Annotated in this window: 16 protein-coding genes, 2 tRNA genes and 1 pseudogene; 11 read left to right on the forward strand and 8 right to left on the reverse strand. The window is 64.5% G+C overall.

The annotated features are described in order from the left end of the window. Window positions 1-16: 16 nt before the first annotated feature. The gene (gene cytX / locus VSR72_RS28110) at window positions 17-1,333 is read right to left on the reverse strand and encodes a putative hydroxymethylpyrimidine transporter CytX (RefSeq protein ID WP_342955611.1); all 1,317 of its coding nucleotides are present in this window, start codon (window positions 1,331-1,333) and stop codon (window positions 17-19) included. Window positions 1,334-1,547: 214 nt separating this feature from the next. On the opposite strand from cytX, the gene VSR72_RS28115 reads away from it, so the two are divergent. The 3 genes from VSR72_RS28115 (at window position 1,548) to VSR72_RS28125 (ending at window position 4,472) form a co-directional block, all read left to right on the forward strand. Beyond that, a complete protein-coding gene (locus VSR72_RS28115; protein ID WP_342955612.1) occupies window positions 1,548-2,891 on the forward strand; it encodes a replication-associated recombination protein A in 1,344 nt (447 codons plus the stop codon). Between the two features lie 77 nt (window positions 2,892-2,968). Then, a complete protein-coding gene (gene serS, locus VSR72_RS28120; protein WP_342955613.1) occupies window positions 2,969-4,261 on the forward strand; it encodes a serine--tRNA ligase in 1,293 nt (430 codons plus the stop codon). Between the two features lie 120 nt (window positions 4,262-4,381). Next, a tRNA-Ser gene (locus VSR72_RS28125) sits at window positions 4,382-4,472 on the forward strand. Between the two features lie 96 nt (window positions 4,473-4,568). Here the strand turns inward: VSR72_RS28125 and VSR72_RS28130 are convergent. Next, entirely contained in the window at window positions 4,569-5,363 is a 795-nt protein-coding gene (locus VSR72_RS28130) for a hypothetical protein (protein WP_342955614.1), read from the reverse strand. A 220-nt stretch (window positions 5,364-5,583) separates the two neighbouring features. Between VSR72_RS28130 and map the strand changes: the two genes are divergently transcribed. The 8 genes from map to VSR72_RS28170 all read left to right on the forward strand — a co-directional run bounded on the left by map (window position 5,584) and on the right by VSR72_RS28170 (window position 11,682). Next, window positions 5,584-6,369, forward strand: coding sequence for a type I methionyl aminopeptidase (gene map, locus VSR72_RS28135; RefSeq protein WP_342955615.1), 786 nt, complete (start codon window positions 5,584-5,586; stop codon window positions 6,367-6,369). A 142-nt stretch (window positions 6,370-6,511) separates the two neighbouring features. After that, window positions 6,512-7,060 (forward strand): GNAT family N-acetyltransferase, encoded by a 549-nt coding sequence (locus VSR72_RS28140; RefSeq protein ID WP_342955616.1) that lies wholly within the window; start codon window positions 6,512-6,514, stop codon window positions 7,058-7,060. Window positions 7,061-7,292: 232 nt separating this feature from the next. Then, window positions 7,293-8,177: a septum site-determining protein MinC gene (minC, locus tag VSR72_RS28145; protein ID WP_342955617.1), complete on the forward strand. Its 885-nt coding sequence runs from the start codon at window positions 7,293-7,295 to the stop codon at window positions 8,175-8,177. Between the two features lie 84 nt (window positions 8,178-8,261). Next, the gene (gene minD, locus VSR72_RS28150; RefSeq protein ID WP_342955618.1) at window positions 8,262-9,077 is read left to right on the forward strand and encodes a septum site-determining protein MinD; all 816 of its coding nucleotides are present in this window, start codon (window positions 8,262-8,264) and stop codon (window positions 9,075-9,077) included. 14 nt (window positions 9,078-9,091) lie between these two features. Then, on the forward strand, window positions 9,092-9,346 hold the full coding sequence (gene minE, locus VSR72_RS28155) for a cell division topological specificity factor MinE (protein WP_027795398.1): 255 nt from the start codon (window positions 9,092-9,094) through the stop codon (window positions 9,344-9,346). 245 nt (window positions 9,347-9,591) lie between these two features. Then, a complete protein-coding gene (locus VSR72_RS28160; RefSeq protein WP_342955619.1) occupies window positions 9,592-9,909 on the forward strand; it encodes a YXWGXW repeat-containing protein in 318 nt (105 codons plus the stop codon). 379 nt (window positions 9,910-10,288) lie between these two features. Further along, window positions 10,289-11,296: a lipopolysaccharide heptosyltransferase I gene (gene waaC / locus VSR72_RS28165; protein ID WP_342955620.1), complete on the forward strand. Its 1,008-nt coding sequence runs from the start codon at window positions 10,289-10,291 to the stop codon at window positions 11,294-11,296. A gap of 260 nt (window positions 11,297-11,556) precedes the next feature. Beyond that, window positions 11,557-11,682, forward strand: a complete 126-nt coding sequence (locus tag VSR72_RS28170) for a hypothetical protein (protein ID WP_256094537.1) — start codon at window positions 11,557-11,559, stop codon at window positions 11,680-11,682. A 48-nt stretch (window positions 11,683-11,730) separates the two neighbouring features. On the opposite strand, the gene VSR72_RS28175 is transcribed toward VSR72_RS28170, so the two are convergent. The 6 genes and pseudogenes from VSR72_RS28175 to VSR72_RS28200 form a co-directional block, all read right to left on the reverse strand. Then, window positions 11,731-11,910, reverse strand: coding sequence for a hypothetical protein (locus tag VSR72_RS28175; RefSeq protein WP_133185845.1), 180 nt, complete (start codon window positions 11,908-11,910; stop codon window positions 11,731-11,733). Window positions 11,911-12,064: 154 nt separating this feature from the next. Next, window positions 12,065-13,381 (reverse strand): MFS transporter, encoded by a 1,317-nt coding sequence (locus tag VSR72_RS28180; protein ID WP_342955621.1) that lies wholly within the window; start codon window positions 13,379-13,381, stop codon window positions 12,065-12,067. Between the two features lie 382 nt (window positions 13,382-13,763). Further along, window positions 13,764-14,285 (reverse strand): TonB family protein, encoded by a 522-nt coding sequence (locus VSR72_RS28185; RefSeq protein WP_342955622.1) that lies wholly within the window; start codon window positions 14,283-14,285, stop codon window positions 13,764-13,766. 119 nt (window positions 14,286-14,404) lie between these two features. Further along, the gene (locus VSR72_RS28190; protein WP_321913890.1) at window positions 14,405-14,617 is read right to left on the reverse strand and encodes a hypothetical protein; all 213 of its coding nucleotides are present in this window, start codon (window positions 14,615-14,617) and stop codon (window positions 14,405-14,407) included. 329 nt (window positions 14,618-14,946) lie between these two features. Further along, window positions 14,947-15,036: transfer RNA gene (locus VSR72_RS28195), tRNA-Ser, on the reverse strand. Between the two features lie 65 nt (window positions 15,037-15,101). Beyond that, window positions 15,102-15,596, reverse strand: a pseudogene (locus VSR72_RS28200) (oxygen-independent coproporphyrinogen III oxidase-like protein); the annotation flags it as partial.

A 15,596-nucleotide genomic window follows, 5' to 3' on the forward strand; every position in this document is an offset into this window, starting at 1 on the left:
ACGGAAGTACGGAGCGTCACGCGTAGGCCGCGCGCCGGCGCCCAGCAAGCACGAGATAGCACAGCCCGCCGATCACGAGCGAAGGCAGCGTCGCGCCGAGGTTCGGCAGCCACTGGTTGAGCGCCTGATACGCGCCGAAACCGACCAGCCACGCGACGAACGCGCTCACGTGCCAGCCGCCCGAATAGCCGTATGCGCCGTTCAGGTCGGCGAGCGCCTTGGGGTCGATGCGGCGGCGGCGCACGATGAAGTGGTCGGCGAGCACCACGCCGAAGAGCGGCGCGAACACCGAGCCGATGAAGAGCAGGAAGTTCTCGTACTTCGCCATCGGCACGACAAGGCCGATCAGCGTGCACAGCGCGCCGAACGCGGCCGAGAGCCAGGGCACGCTGGCACGCGTCCAGAACGTGCTGGTCGAGACCGCGGCCGAGTGAATATCGGCGAACGCGTTGTCGATTTCGTCGATCAGCACGAGCAGCAGCGCGAGGCCGCCACCGGCCTGCGCGAGTGCCGTGGTGAGGAGCGCGTCGCCGCCGCCCGCGGCCAGTCCGTAAATCGCGCCGAGCGCGTAGAACCACAGGTTCGCAATGCCATAGCCGAACAGCGTGCCGCGGAAAGTTTCGCCGGCTTTGCGGCCGAAGCGCGTGTAGTCGGCGATGAGCGGCAGCCACGAGAGCGGCATTGCCACCACGAGGTCGATGGCGCTGCCAAACGGCATTTCGCCCGTGCCGGGGCGGCGCATCAGCGCGCCCAGGTCCTGCTTCACGAGCAGGCTCCACGTGAGCCAGGCCGCGCCCGCGAGCAAGAGCCAGATGCCCCACGTGCGCAGGAAGCGCCGCACGAACGAGAGCGGGCCGCTCACGGCCAGCAGCGTGGCGAGCACGCCGAAGATCACGGTCCAGACGAGCGGCATCGAGAGGCCGAAGGCTTGCTTGGCGAGCGCATCGGCGGAATCGCGCATCACGATGATCTCGAACGAGCCCCAGCCCACGAGCTGCACCATGTTGATGACGGCCGGCACCGACACGCCGCGAACGCCGAGCGTCGGGCGCAGCGACGACATGGCGGCGAGGCCCGTGTCCGTGCCGATCACGCCCGCGAGCGCGAGCAGCACGACGCCGATCACGCTGCCGATGACGATGGCGAGCAGCGCGTGCGGCAGCGAGAGGCCGGGCACGAGCAGCGCGCCCGCCTGCGCGACCAGCAGGCCGATGCCGAGCGAAAACCACAGCGCGAAGGCATCGCCGGTGCGGAACTGGCGGCGCGCGTCGGGGACGGGGACGTTCGGCGCGTAGGTGGAACCGGCTTCGCCGGCTTGCGAATCTTGGGTCATGTGGAACGCTTTCCTCTGTATCGTATGTTTTGTCTGTTTTGTCCGGTTCCGTCAGCCTGGGCGGCTCAGACCGGGCTTCGCGCTGCGGCACACGCTGTCATAATGCACGACTGCATCCGGTGCGGCGGGCCGTTTTGGGGTGTCGGACGCTGTGTCCCCGAATCTTCCCCGAACGAACGGCCAGCCGGAAAGCCGTCATTATCGCGAAAACGTCATGTTTGAAGAAACCCGTGCCAACGTCCCGCTCGCCGAACGGCTGCGCCCGCGCTCCATCGACGAGGTCATCGGCCAGAAGCATCTGCTCGGGCCCAACAAGCCGCTGCGCGTCGCGTTCGAGTCCGGCGAAGCGCATTCGATGATCCTCTGGGGGCCGCCGGGCGTGGGCAAGACCACCCTCGCGCGCCTCATGGCCGACGCCTTCCACGCCGAGTTCATCGCGCTCTCGGCGGTGCTTTCGGGCGTGAAGGATATCCGCGAGGCCGTGGAACAGGCGCAACTGCATCGCGCGCGTGGTCACCAGACGCTCGTATTCGTCGACGAGGTTCATCGCTTCAACAAGAGCCAGCAAGACGCCTTCCTGCCGCATGTGGAGTCGGGCCTCTTCGTCTTCATTGGCGCGACGACGGAAAACCCGTCGTTCGAGGTGAACAGTGCGTTGCTCTCGCGCGCGGCCGTGTACGTGCTCAGGAGCCTCGACGAGGAGGAGCAGGGCGAACTGCTTGCGCGCGCGAGCGAAGAACTGGGCGGCCTCACGTTCACGGACGAAGCGAAAAAGGCGTTGATCGGTTCCGCCGACGGCGACGGTCGCAAGCTCCTGAACAACCTCGAAATCGTCGCGCGCGCGGCCGCGCAGCAGAAGAAGACAGAGATCGACGGCGAACTGCTCGGCAGCGCGCTCGCCGAGAACCTGCGCCGCTTCGACAAAGGCGGCGACGCGTTCTACGACCAGATCAGCGCGCTGCACAAGTCGGTGCGCGGCAGCAACCCGGACGGCGCGCTGTACTGGTTCTGCCGCATGCTCGACGGCGGCGCTGATCCGCGTTATCTCGCGCGGCGCATCGTGCGCATGGCGTGGGAGGACATCGGTCTCGCCGATCCGCGCGCCGGGCGCATCACGCTCGACGCCGCCGAAACCTACGAGCGCCTGGGCTCGCCCGAAGGCGAACTCGCGCTCGCGCAGGCCGTGATCTACCTGGCCGTCGCGCCGAAGTCGAACGCGGGCTACAACGCGTACAACGAGGCGCGGCGCTTCGTGAGCAAGGATCAGTCGCGCGCGGTGCCCATCCATCTGCGCAATGCCCCGACCAAACTCATGAAGGAGCTGGGCTACGGCCACGAGTACCGCTACGCGCACGACGAACCCGATGCCTACGCCGCCGGCGAAACGTACTTGCCCGCCGGCATGCGCGAGCCACGCTGGTATCAGCCCACGCCGCGCGGGCTCGAAGGCAAGATCGGCGAAAAGCTCGCGCGCCTCGCCGACCTCGACGCGCAATGGCGCGAAGCGAATCGGGGCAACCCGCGCGACGAAATCCGCGAACGCAAGCGCAAAGGCTGATACCCGCCGCGCCGGGCTGCCCCGGCCGGTGCGCTAAAATCGTCCCTTCACACAACGAAACTGCGTCTCACAATCCCATGCTCGACATCCAGCTGCTGCGCAAAGACCTCGACGGCGTCGCCAAGCGCCTCGCCGACCGCGGCTACACCCTCGACGTAGCGGCCTTCTCCGCGCTCGAAGCGGAACGCCGCGCCATCCAGACCCGCACCGAAGAGCTCCAGGCACGCCGCAACAGCCTGTCGAAGCAGATCGGCGCGATGAAAGGCCGCGGCGAGGACACCTCGGCGGTCATGGCCGAAGTGGGCGGCATTGGCGACGAGATGAAGACGTCGGCCGCCAAGCTCGACGAGATCCAGTCGAAGCTCTCGGACCTGCTGCTCGGCGTGCCGAACCTGCCGCACGAGAGCGTGCCCGCGGGCAAGGACGAGGCCGACAACGTGGAAGTGCGCCGCTGGGGCGCGCCGCGCACGTTCGACTTCGAGGTGAAGGATCACGTGGACGTCGGCACGCCGCTCGGTCTCGATTTCGAGACGGGCGCGAAGCTCTCGGGCGCGCGCTTCACGATGCTGCGCGGCCAGATCGCGCGCCTGCACCGCGCGCTCGCGCAGTTCATGATCAATACGCACACGCTGGAGCACGGCTACACGGAAACGTACACCCCGTACATCGTCAACCCGGAAATTCTGTACGGCACGGGCCAGTTGCCCAAGTTCGCCGACGACATGTTCCGAGTGGAGAAGGGCGGCGGCGAGAACACGGTCACGCAGTACCTCATTTCGACCTCGGAGATCTCGCTCACGAACACCGTGCGCGAGAGCATCGTGGAAGGCAGCGCGCTGCCGATCAAGCTCACGGCGCACTCGCCGTGCTTCCGCTCGGAGGCCGGTTCGTACGGCCGCGACACGCGCGGCATGATCCGTCAGCACCAGTTCGACAAGGTCGAGATGGTGCAGATCGTTGCGCCCGAAACGTCGTACGACGCGCTCGAGCAGATGGTGGTGCACGCGGAAACCATCCTGCAGAAGCTCGGCCTGCCGTACCGCGTCATCACGCTGTGCACGGGCGACATGGGCTTCTCGGCTTCCAAGACCTATGACCTCGAGGTGTGGCTGCCGGCGCAGAACACGTATCGCGAAATTTCGAGCTGCTCGAACACGGAAGCCTTCCAGGCGCGCCGCATGCAAGCGCGCTACCGCAACGCGCAGGGCAAGCCGGAACTCGTGCACACGCTCAATGGTTCGGGCCTCGCTGTGGGCCGCACGCTCGTAGCCGTGCTGGAGAACTATCAGGAAGCGGACGGTTCGGTCACCGTGCCGGAAGTGCTGCGTCCGTATATGGGTGGCGTGGCGCGTCTCGAAGCGGGCGCCTGAAACGGCTCGCCCTCGTAATTTTTCCCCAAAGAGGGCTTGCAGATTTCAAAAAATGTTCTATAATCTTCGCTTCTCTGGTCGCCGACCAAGACTAGAGAAGCGGTAAAAAGGCAGTACACCGGAGAGGTGGCAGAGTGGTCGAATGTACCTGACTCGAAATCAGGCGTACGGTTTCCCCGTACCGTGGGTTCGAATCCCACCCTCTCCGCCAAATTCAGAAAACCCCTGCATGCTTAACCGCTGCAGGGGTTTTTGCTTTTCTGCTCATTGTCTGCCCACGCTCCGGCACGCATGCCGGGGCGTAGATTCACTTCTGCATGTGGCCGCGCATCTTCAGCGCGTGCAAGTAGGTACCCGAAATCGACGATCCGCCGTGATGCACGATCTTTTCGTCGACGAGCGCCCACACCGACTTGCCCGCCGCACGCACGCGCCGGCAGAACGACAGGTCTTCCGAGAGATACACGCCGTTTTCGCCCACGGTGTCGAAGAACGCATGGAACTTGCCGTCCGGCAGATAGCCCGCGTACTGCGCGGGCGGGCGGTACAGCTCCGTGTGCGCCACGATCGCCTCCAGCGCGTCGCGCCGCACGAGGAAGATGCCCGTGCCGATATGACTCACTTCGGCCCAGCCGTCGGACACGACGCTGTTGCCCGCGTCATCCGCGAGGATCGCCGTGTTGTAGTCCACCGTCTTTTCCTGCCATTCGCGCAGGGTGAGCCCCACGTCGGCGCTCGTGATCTGCTTTTCCCGGTCGAAAAAGCGGTAGGGGCAGGCAATGCCGGCCACAGCCTTGTCGCCGGCGATCAGTCGCAAAACGGCCTCGCGCGAGAAGTCCATGTCCGTATCGAGAAAGAGGAGATGGGTGAACTCGGGATGGCTCAAGAAATAATTCGCAAAAAAATTGCGCGCGCGGATGATGTGCGACGAAGCCGTGTGGATGTACTCGTAGCGGATGCCGCGTTCCTTGAGCGTTTCCATGAGGCGCGCCAAGGCCATGGCGAAGTCGAAATGCACCGAGTTGTCGTAGGTGGGCAAGGCGATCAGGACGTTGAGCGCCGTATTCGGAGTGGAGGAGGGGGCGGGATTACTTGAGGTCATGATCGGACTGCCTGCTCGCGATGTAAGATATTTCTCATTCTTGACGGCGGCTTGCGCTCGAACAATCGGAGATATCTGAAAATTCCGCCCCCGGCGTCATACGGATGACGCGGGATGACGCGGGTTGCAGCGCTAGCGATGCTGCAGCGCCGGTACAATCGCTCCTTTGAATTTGCGGCGCAGTGCTTCCCGGCACCGCCGCGCCCACATCGGTCCACAGATGCCTATCACCTACAAGTCTGCCGACGATCTCGCCCGCCTGCGCATTTCGGGCCGGCTCGCCGCCGACGTGCTCGCGATGATCGGCGAGCACGTGAAGCCGGGCGTCTCCACCGACGACCTCGACGCCCTCTGCAACGACTACATCGTCAACACGCTCAAGGCCGTGCCGGCCAATGTCGGCTACCTCGGCTTTCCGAAGACCATCTGCACGTCCGTCAATTCCGTGGTCTGCCACGGCATTCCGAATCGCGGCGAGGTGCTCAAGGACGGCGACATCATCAACATCGACGTGGCCGTGATCAAGGACGGCTTTTTCGGGGACACGAGCCGCATGTACTGCGTCGGCAAGCCGAGCACGGTGGGCCGCCAACTGATCGACACGACCTACGAGGCGATGCTCGCGGGCATCCGTCAGGTGAAGCCGGGCGCGACGCTCGGCGACGTCGGCAACGCCATCCAGAAGCGCGCCCAAGGCGACGGCTTCTCGATCGTGCGCGAGTATTGCGGCCACGGCATCGGCAAGGTCTACCACGAGGAACCGCAGGTGCTGCACTACGGCCAGCCGGGGCAGGGCGTGCGCCTCAAGCCGGGCATGGTCTTCACGATCGAGCCGATGGTCAACGCGGGCCGCGCCGGCACGACGGTGCAACGTGACGGCTGGACGGTGGTCACCAAGGACCGCTCGCTCTCGGCGCAATGGGAGCACATGGTTGCGGTGACCGAAGACGGCTACGAACTCCTCACGCCCTGGCCGGACGGCACAGGCGCCTACGAGGCCCCGTGAGCGCGGCTGTGCGGCCTCTGCGGCCGTCTGTCAAGGTTTCCACGCGTGGCGTGGTCTGCCGGCAATTGTCAAATAAGGATTTGACTCTCAAGCCAGTTCGGTTAAAGCTACGCGTTAGCGCTTTATTGGGGTTTACGACTGCATGAGTCCGTCACTGACCGTTCGCCGTATCGCCGCCGATCAGGGTGCCGTGCTCCGCGAGCTTCGAACAGCTTCGCTGCGCGACGCGCCTTATGCATTCGGCGACACGCTCGAAGACGCGCTATCCGCCGATGCCGCCGTTTTCGACGCCGCGGCGGCCCGGCATGCGGTTTCGCACACGGGCACGTCGTTCATTCTTTACACCGAGGGCCATCCGGCCGGTCTGATCGGCGCGAGCTTCGAGAGCGCGCCGGCGCGCCGCGCGTTCGTCTCGGCGCTGTGGGTCGCGCCTGCGGTGCGTCATCTGAGCGGCGGCGAGCTGCTCCTGAACAGCGCGATCGACTGGCTCGTGAGCGAAGGCGCCACGCAGGTCTACGCCTGGATCACCGACGCGAACACCACGGCCATGCGCTTCTACGAGCGCCTCGGCTTCGTGGCCACCGGCGACCACGCGCGCAGCCAGCAACAGCCCGAGCAGTGGGAAACGCTGCTCATGCGCACGCTCGGCGAGCACACCAAGGCCGCTTCTTCACCTGCTTCTTCGCCGTAACGCCCGCCGTTCGCGCCGCTGCGCGCGGCGGCGCTCCCGCTTCTTCACTTCGCTCCGTACGACAGACCGAACCCGATCGTTCGCGCTCGCGCTTCGCGCGCTTTTTTTGCGCCATTTTTGTTTGTGCGTGGATTGTGCGCATCCAGCAGTGAATTTGGCCGAATACACCATTAAAAATAATGGCCGTGTGCGTCCGCGCCTGTAAAATACGCAAAATTTTTAGCCGAACGCCATGTCGCCCAGGAAATCGCCATATTTTGAACTGAAGAGCGGTTCAGTCGATACGCTTCTGTTCGTGGTCAAGACGACCGAGCTCGATGCCATGCGCGCCGAGCTCACGCGGCGCTTCGAGGCGACGCCCGAATTCTTCGCAAACGACACCGTCGCGATCGACGTGCGGCGTCTCGCCGACGGCGAGCAGGTCGCGCTCGGCGATATCGCGCGTCTGCTCGAAAGCGTGCGCATGCGCCCGGTAGGCGTCGTTGCGCAGCCCGAGCAACACGGCTGGGCCGCCGCGGCCGGCCTGCCGTTGCTCGAGGCGCGCGACCGTCGCGGCGCGGGTGCGAAGGCATCGGCCGAAGAAGCGGCAAGCGAGAGCGAGGCGTCGAATGGTTCGGCCACGACTGCGGCCAGCGCTTCTGCCTCGGCCGCACCGCAAGCCACCGCGGCACAGCCCGAACTCTTCACGACCGAGACGGACCCGGCCGCCGCCGAAGCGAGCGCCGCGGCAACGGTGAGCGCCGCTGCGGCGCTCGACGCTGGCGCATCGGGCGCGCGTGCGGAACCCACACTCGTGATCGACCGGCCGCTGCGCTCGGGCCAGCGCATCTACGCGAAGGGCGACGTGGTCGTGCTCGGCCTCGTTTCCAACGGCGCGGAAGTGATCGCCGAGGGCAACATCCACATTTACGCGCCGTTGCGCGGCCGTGCGCTCGCGGGCGTGCACGGCAACCACGACGCACGCATTTTCTGCACGAGCCTCGAGGCGGAACTCATTTCGATTGCGGGCATCTACCGTACCACTGAAGTTCCACTCGCCGACGACGTGCGGGGCAAGCCGGCGCAAATCCGGCTTGAGGAAGAAAAGCTGTTGATCGAACCGTTGAGGCTCACCTGAGTCGCTGTTCGGGCGTCTGCACGAAGTGCTCGAGCAGTACGCGATGAGACCAAACTGAGAAACTGACGAACGCAAGGTAAGGGAATGGCAAAAATCATTGTGGTGACTTCGGGCAAAGGTGGTGTCGGTAAAACGACCACGAGCGCGAGTTTCGCATCGGGCCTCGCGTTGCGCGGTCACAAGACCGCGGTCATCGACTTCGACGTGGGCCTGCGCAATCTCGACCTCATCATGGGTTGCGAGCGCCGCGTCGTGTACGACCTGATCAACGTGATCCAGGGTGAGGCGAACCTCAATCAGGCGCTCATCAAGGACAAGAAGTGCGAAAACCTCTTCATCCTGCCGGCCTCGCAAACGCGCGATAAAGACGCGCTCACGAAGGAAGGCGTGGAGAAGGTGATCGAGGACCTGCGCAAGATGGACTTCGAGTACATCGTGTGCGATTCGCCCGCGGGCATCGAATCGGGCGCGCTGCTCGCGATGCACTTCGCCGACGAAGCGCTCATCGTGACGAACCCGGAAGTGTCTTCCGTGCGCGACTCGGATCGTATCCTCGGCATGCTGTCGTCGAAAACCAAGCGCGCAATCGAAGGCAAGGACCCGATCAAGGAGCACCTGCTCATCACGCGCTACAACCCGAAGCGCGTGAGCGAAGGCGAGATGCTCTCGCTTTCCGATATCTCGGAAATCCTGCGCATCGAGCTGATCGGCGTGATTCCCGAATCGGAAGCCGTGCTGCACGCATCGAACCAGGGTCTGCCGGCCGTGCATATGGACGGCACCGACGTCGCCGAATCGTACAAGGACGTCGTGTCGCGCTTTCTCGGCGAAGACAAGACGCTTCGTTTCACCGATTACCAGAAGCCGGGCCTGCTCCAGCGCCTCTTCGGTAGCAAGTAAGGGAGGCGAACGTCATGTCGTTTCTTTCGTTTTTTCTCGGCGAGAAGAAAAAGTCCGCGTCGGTTGCGAAGGAACGCCTGCAGCTCATCATTGCTCACGAGCGCGCAGGCGGCCATCCGCCCGCCGACTATCTGCCGGCCCTGCAACGCGAACTGGTCGCGGTGATCTCGAAGTACGTGAAGATCTCCGATGAAGACATTCGCGTGAGCCTCGAACGTCAGGACGATCTCGAAGTGCTCGAGGTCAAGATCGAGATTCCGCAGGCCTGAGTTTCAACGCGCGCAGCCGCAGCGCTGCGCGCGTGTCGTTCGTCGAATCGTCTCGCGTCGTATCGCTTCACTCTCCCGCGCGTTTTTCTTCTCCCGCGCTGCGCGCTTGCGCGGCCGTCCGCCTGACCGAAATATTCCGTTTCACTTCACCCTGCGCCGTTACACCGCCGCTGTCAGCGCAACGCCGTGCTCGCGCATTGATCGGGTAACGCCAATCAAGGCGTCAAAAATCAAGGGTGATCAACATGAACAACTCCATTCGCCTCTTCATCGCCAAGGCAGCGATCGTCGCCGCTGGCACGTGCGCTGTCGCGGCTCCCGCGCTTGCCGAAATCATCGTGGTCGAGCCGAGCGCAGCGCCGCCCGTAGAGCGCGTGGAAGTCGTGCCGGCTGCGCGCGTGGGCTACGTCTGGGACAAGGGCCACTGGCGCTGGGACCACGGCCAATACGTGTGGGTGAAGGGCCACTGGCAAGCTGAGCGTGTCGGCTATCACTGGGTGGCGGGCCACTGGATCGCGCACGGCCCGAACTGGCACTGGGTCGAAGGCCACTGGGCCGCCTGACCGTTCGAGCCAAAGGGAGCCCTGACATGAGTAAAAGACTGCTCGCGGCGGCCGTGCTCGCGATTACGCTGGCGGGCTGCATCGTCGTGCCGGCGCGGCCCATGTACGTGAGACCCGCACCGGTCGTCATCTACTAGCCGTTGACCGCGCTTAGCGATCCCTCGACGGGTCGTCCATACCGGGCCCGACGCGCTTTGGCGTGTCGGGCCCGGCCTCTTTTTGGCACTGCATTGTCGATGCCGCACGAAGCATCAGTAAGAAAGGGACAGATATCGTTCGCACGGGATCGACTATTCGCAGGTTGCCGCAAGCTTCGTCCGTTAAAATCTCCGGAAATCCCTTGAAGACTGGAATATCGGGCCTTGCGGTCCGCAGCACAATGAAACGAGTTTTGATTGTCAAAGTGACTTCGCTCGGCGACATCGTCGAGGCGCTTCCGGTCGTTGCCGACGTGCAGCGCGCTTTTCCTGGCGTCAAGGTCGATTGGGCCGCGGACGAGGCCTTTGCCGACATCGTGCGCTGGAACGCGGGCGTCGACCGCGTGCTCTGCGCCCCGCTGCGCCGCTTCAAGAAGGCGCGCCGCTGGAGCGACTTCAAGTCGATCTGGGCGTCGATTTCGGAACTGCGCGCGTACCGCTACGACGCGATCGTCGACATTCACGGCGTGTACAAGAGCGCGATCATCGCGTTTCTCGCGCGCGGGCGTCGCCGCTTCGGCTATCTCTCGCAGGACCTCGGCGAGCGCGGCGCAGCCTTCGCGTACAACGGCCGCTTCGGGCCGCGTCCGAAGTGCGATGCGTGGCACGGCATGCGTATCAGCGCTAGCGAAGCGCTCGGCTACACGGTCGACACGCCGCCTGAATTCCAGATGCGCATTCCGCGCGACGGCACCGCGCTGCCCGCGCCTGACGCGCCCACGGCGCTGCTCTTTCACGCAACCTCGAAAGACGAGAAGAAGTGGCCAGTCGAGCATTGGGGCGAGCTGGGCAATGCCTTGATCGCGCGTGGCCTGCGTATCGAACTGCCGTGGGGAAGCGACAACGAGCACGCCACGGCGCGCGAGATTGCGGCGCTCATCCCAGGTGCGACGGTGCTGCCGCGCCTCACGGTTTCGCAGGTCGCACAGCGCATTGAAGATTGCGCGCTCGTGGTCGGTACCGACACGGGCTTCGTGCATCTCTCGCATGCGCTCATCAAGCCGACCGTGATGGTCTTCGTTTCGACCGACGCCGAGCACAGCGGCGTGCGTGCGCCCAATCGCTCGATCTCGATCGGCGACGGCCATCACGTGCCGCCCGTGCAGGTAGCGATCGATGCCGTCGATCGCATCTACCCGGCGCGCGACGGCGGCGCATCTGCGCAGTCAGCGCGCGTGCACGCCGCTTGAGTTTTCGCGGGACGGCGCATGCTTGCCGCGTGCTTTCCCGGCGGTTTCACATTACGAGCTTGTTAAAAGTGTCGCGCTTGTATTGCATGCGCGCGGCTCGCCGCGCGTGTAAAAGGCTTTGGGCGCTCGTGCTGTTACATGGGCCATACCGCTGCTTACAAATTGCAACGCCTCACGCCTTCGCCGTCGTGTTCAATCGTAACCGTCCAGCCCGACATCGCATGGCTGGACACAGACACTGACTTGAAGGGAGAAAAACTGTGAAACGATTGACGCTTACCCTCATCGCCGGCGCATTGCTCGCGGCCTCGCTGGGCGGCTGCGTCGTGGTGCCGGCCGGCGGCTACTACGGCGGCGGCTACCATCACGGCTATTACTATCGCTGATCGCCCCTCAACTCACTGAGCGGCGCGGCGTTTGCGGCACGGCGGCCTTCAGGCAAGCAGCATTTCAATCGCGACGACCGCGGCAATTGCCGCGGCGTTCGCCGCCAGCGCTTCGAGCAGGACCGCGCGCCAACTTGCGGTGCGCAGGCGAAACGCCAGCAGAAGGGAGATGCCCAGAGCGAGGGCGATGATCAGAACAATGTCGGCGTTGCTCAGGTGCAGGTTCATTGTCGGCTCCCCCGGGAGATCGCTCCCCGCCTGTTGAATCGAGTATAGACACGCATCGCGCCTGCCCAAAGCGATCAAAAAGGCGCTACGGAAGAACACAAAAAAAGCGGAGTCCGCGAGGCGGGCTCCGCTTTTTCGTTAATGCGGCAACGCGTTACGTGAGCGACCTGTGGCGCGTCTCACGCATGCACAGGACACCGAACAGGCTCACGCAGGCCGCGATCGACACATACGCGCCGACCCACGAGAGACCGCCGCGCGCGGCCAGCACCTGAGCGATATACGGCGCGACCGAAGCGCCGAGAATGCCGCCCAGGTTGTACGCCACGCCCGCACCCGTGTAGCGCACGCTGGTCGGGAACAGCTCGGGCAACAGCGCGCCCATCGGCGCGAACGTGGCGCCCATCAGGAACAGCTGGATTACGAGGAACAGCAGCACGAGCGGCGTCGCGCCGCTGCCGAGCAGCGGCTCCATCGTGAAGCCCGAGAGAATCGCCAGAATGCAGCCGACGATCAGCACCGGCTTGCGGCCGAAGCGATCGGAAAGCCAGGCCGAGATCGGCGTGGCGATACCCATGAACACGACGGCGATGCACAGCATGCCGAGGAAGGTCGGGCGCGGAATGTGCAGCGCCGTCACGCCGTGCGAGAGCGAGAACACCGTGGCGTTGTAGAAGAGCGTGTAGCACACGACCATGGCGAGCGCGCCGAGCAGCGTCGGCCACCAGTACTGCGAGAGCAGCGTCGCGACGGGCACCTTGACGCGTTCGTCGCGCTCGACAGCGGCCTTGAAGGCGGGCGTTTCGGCGATCTTCAGGCGCACGTACAGACCGAGCGCGACGAGCACCGCCGAGACGATGAACGGCACGCGCCAGCCCCAGTCGCGGAACTGCTGGTCGGAGAGCGTCGAGGCGAGCCCGAAGAAGAGGCCATTCGAAGCGAGGAAGCCAACCGACGGCCCGAGCTGCGGGAACATGCCGAACCAGCCGCGCTTGCCTTGCGGCGCGTATTCGGTCGCGAGGAGCGCGGCGCCGCCCCATTCGCCGCCGAGGCCAATGCCCTGGCCGAAGCGCAGGATGCACAGCAGGATCGGTGCGAGGCTGCCAATCGCGTCATAGCCGGGCAAGAAGCCGATCAGCGTGGTGGAGAGGCCCATGACCAGCAGCGACGCCACCAGCGTCGATTTACGGCCGATGCGGTCGCCGAAGTGTCCGAAGATGAACGAGCCGATCGGCCGCGCGACGAACGCGATGCCGAAGGTGACGAACGCCGAGAGCGCCTGCGCCGTGGCCGAGCCGTGCGGGAAGAACACGGGGCCGATCACGAGCGCGGCGGCCGTTGCGTACACATAGAAGTCGTAAAACTCGATTGCGGTGCCGATAAAGCTGGCAAAGATCACGCGCGCAGTGCTTTGCTGCTTCGCTGCGTTTGCCTCGTCGGCGCGCGCGGGCGAAATGGGTGAAGTGGACATGCAAGGGTCTCCAGTCGTTGTGACGCGCTTACGCCTGAGCTTTGCGAGGCTCGCGCGGGCGTCTTTGTTCAGGCTCGAAGCGTGGCGGGGCGCGTGGTGGGCGTTCGACGCTCTGGCGTCCGTCAGCCGGCGACGCTTCGCCAGTATGCATTGCACAGCACGGGCTGTGCGCGTTGATTCCTGACCGGGCAGGGCGCGCGCCGATAGGCGCGAAAGGGCGGGAGCGCGGTCGGAGCCTCACGCGGCGGCGCGGATGGCGCGTGGCGAGAAGCATGGCCGGCGGGCGCCGGCTGGGGATAGCGAAAAATTATAACGACCGTGCGCGCCGTGCAGCAAGGCGGGCGTAAGCAGGCGGCCAAAACAGGCGGCCAAAGCAGGCGGGTCACTGGTAGTTCTGCGCTTGTGGCGTAGCGAGCGTGCGCAACTGGAACTTGCCGTTGTCGTTGAAGAGCCAGTCCTCGAACATATCGAGCTGGCCCGCGGAATTGAGCAGGCCGCCGGGCGGTGGCGGCAGCGGCGCGGCACGGCGCAGTGTGGCGAGGGCGGTGGCTTCGGCTTCGTCGTCGCCATTGGTCCGATAGACCGACGACTTCACGATCTGCCCATTACGATTGACCGTGAACGACACGACCACGAGCGAGCGCAGCATCGCCTGCGGCGAGCCGTGCAGAACGTAGGTGGGGTTGTGCGCGACGATATGCTTCGCGACCGTAGTGCGGTAGTCGTCGAGTGAGGCGCTGTTGATCGCCGCGGGGGGAATGACGAGGAGCGGTTTGGGCGGCGGCGTGATCGTACAGGCGCCGAGGCACCCGAGAATCGCGAACAGCAAAACCAGACCGAGGCGCCGTGCGAGGAAGGCGCGAGGTGCGGATGAACCGCAAGACAACTGGACGCGGATGAGCATGTCGAACAAGCTCGGAAGCGGAACCTGAATCGAGCTTAGACGATACGCAGCCGGAAGCAACTAGAACTCTCCCGCGTACCGCACGGGACGGGCGAAACGACGAGGGTGCTTAAGGCTGCTTATTCAACCGGGAACTGCGCGCAGGGATCGGCGGTGGTCGTTGCGCAGGCGTACGAGTACTCGCCGCTCTTCAGGAACAGCTCCTTGCCGACCTGGAAATTGTCACGCAGGTTGGGCGAGGTTTCCCACGCGATGTAGCTGGAGCACATCACGGCGAACAGGACGACAAGCGAAAACGCGAATTTTTCGAGCAGTTGGTATTGGTGCGGCATGGTGATCTTCCCATCGATGGGTAGGATTTTACCTCATGATTAGGGTTTTCACCTAGTGAATTGCGCACAGTTTGCTGAATCGTTTTGTGGGTTCGACCCCTAATGCCGTGTCGCGCCGACGAGCCGTCCGCACGGGTGCAGCCGCGACATGGCTAAGCGCGGCCTGCTATCGCGATAAATAGTTCGCCATCCTGATTATTGATGGACCGCCGATGGGCGCGCATTCTCACGTGGCGCGGGGACAGCATTGCGTTGATCAGCGGCGTTTCGGCCCGACGGCCGGCGCTTTGACGACACGCTGGCGCTGTGATGCGCCAGGTTTCACGAATTGGCGGAGGCGGTGAGATTCGAACTCACGGAAGGGTTACCCCTTCGCCGGTTTTCAAGACCGGTGCATTCAACCACTCTGCCACACCTCCGGAGCCGCGCATTGTAACCCGAAACGCAAGCGCGGCGGCACTCGCCCAGTCGATCCAGGTCGACCTCAGTGCGGGTCTTTCAGGAACAGCGCCTGCAAGTCGTTCAGGAAGCGCTGCCCCAATTCGGTCGGCGCGATCTTTTCGTAATCGCGCGTGATGAGTCCGCGCCGCTCGGCTTCCTGCAGCGCCGGTTCAATCGTCGTGATCGGCAGGCCCGTGCGCTCGATGAAGCGATGCACCGGAAAACCCTCCACGAGTCGCAGCGCGTTGAGCATGAACTCGAACGGCAAATCGCGCGCGCTCACTTCGTGCTCTTCCTGGATCGGCGTGCCCGCCCGCGCCTGCTCGATGAAGGTCGCAGGATGCTTGTAGCGCGCCTGGCGCACGATGCGGTTGGGAAACGAGAGCTTCGTATGCGCGCCCGCGCCGATGCCCAGATAGTCGCCGAAGCGCCAGTAGTTGAGGTTATGCCGGCTCTGGCGATCCGGCTGTGCGTACGCCGAAACCTCGTAACGTCCGTATCCCGCTGCGGACGTGCGCTCGTGAATCCAGTCCTGCAT

Source organism: Paraburkholderia sp. JHI869, assembly GCF_038900775.1.
Taxonomy (GTDB): Bacteria; Pseudomonadota; Gammaproteobacteria; order Burkholderiales; family Burkholderiaceae; genus Paraburkholderia.

Coding starts and splice junctions, on each gene's coding strand:
- cytX (WP_342955611.1), bottom strand. CDS start 1,333: ATGACCCAAGATTCGCAAGCCGGCGAAGCCGGTTCCACCTACGCGCCG.
- VSR72_RS28115 (WP_342955612.1), top strand. CDS start 1,548: ATGTTTGAAGAAACCCGTGCCAACGTCCCGCTCGCCGAACGGCTGCGC.
- serS (WP_342955613.1), top strand. CDS start 2,969: ATGCTCGACATCCAGCTGCTGCGCAAAGACCTCGACGGCGTCGCCAAG.
- VSR72_RS28130 (WP_342955614.1), bottom strand. CDS start 5,363: ATGACCTCAAGTAATCCCGCCCCCTCCTCCACTCCGAATACGGCGCTC.
- map (WP_342955615.1), top strand. CDS start 5,584: ATGCCTATCACCTACAAGTCTGCCGACGATCTCGCCCGCCTGCGCATT.
- VSR72_RS28140 (WP_342955616.1), top strand. CDS start 6,512: ATGAGTCCGTCACTGACCGTTCGCCGTATCGCCGCCGATCAGGGTGCC.
- minC (WP_342955617.1), top strand. CDS start 7,293: ATGTCGCCCAGGAAATCGCCATATTTTGAACTGAAGAGCGGTTCAGTC.
- minD (WP_342955618.1), top strand. CDS start 8,262: ATGGCAAAAATCATTGTGGTGACTTCGGGCAAAGGTGGTGTCGGTAAA.
- minE (WP_027795398.1), top strand. CDS start 9,092: ATGTCGTTTCTTTCGTTTTTTCTCGGCGAGAAGAAAAAGTCCGCGTCG.
- VSR72_RS28160 (WP_342955619.1), top strand. CDS start 9,592: ATGAACAACTCCATTCGCCTCTTCATCGCCAAGGCAGCGATCGTCGCC.
- waaC (WP_342955620.1), top strand. CDS start 10,289: ATGAAACGAGTTTTGATTGTCAAAGTGACTTCGCTCGGCGACATCGTC.
- VSR72_RS28175 (WP_133185845.1), bottom strand. CDS start 11,910: ATGAACCTGCACCTGAGCAACGCCGACATTGTTCTGATCATCGCCCTC.
- VSR72_RS28180 (WP_342955621.1), bottom strand. CDS start 13,381: ATGTCCACTTCACCCATTTCGCCCGCGCGCGCCGACGAGGCAAACGCA.
- VSR72_RS28185 (WP_342955622.1), bottom strand. CDS start 14,285: ATGCTCATCCGCGTCCAGTTGTCTTGCGGTTCATCCGCACCTCGCGCC.
- VSR72_RS28190 (WP_321913890.1), bottom strand. CDS start 14,617: ATGCCGCACCAATACCAACTGCTCGAAAAATTCGCGTTTTCGCTTGTC.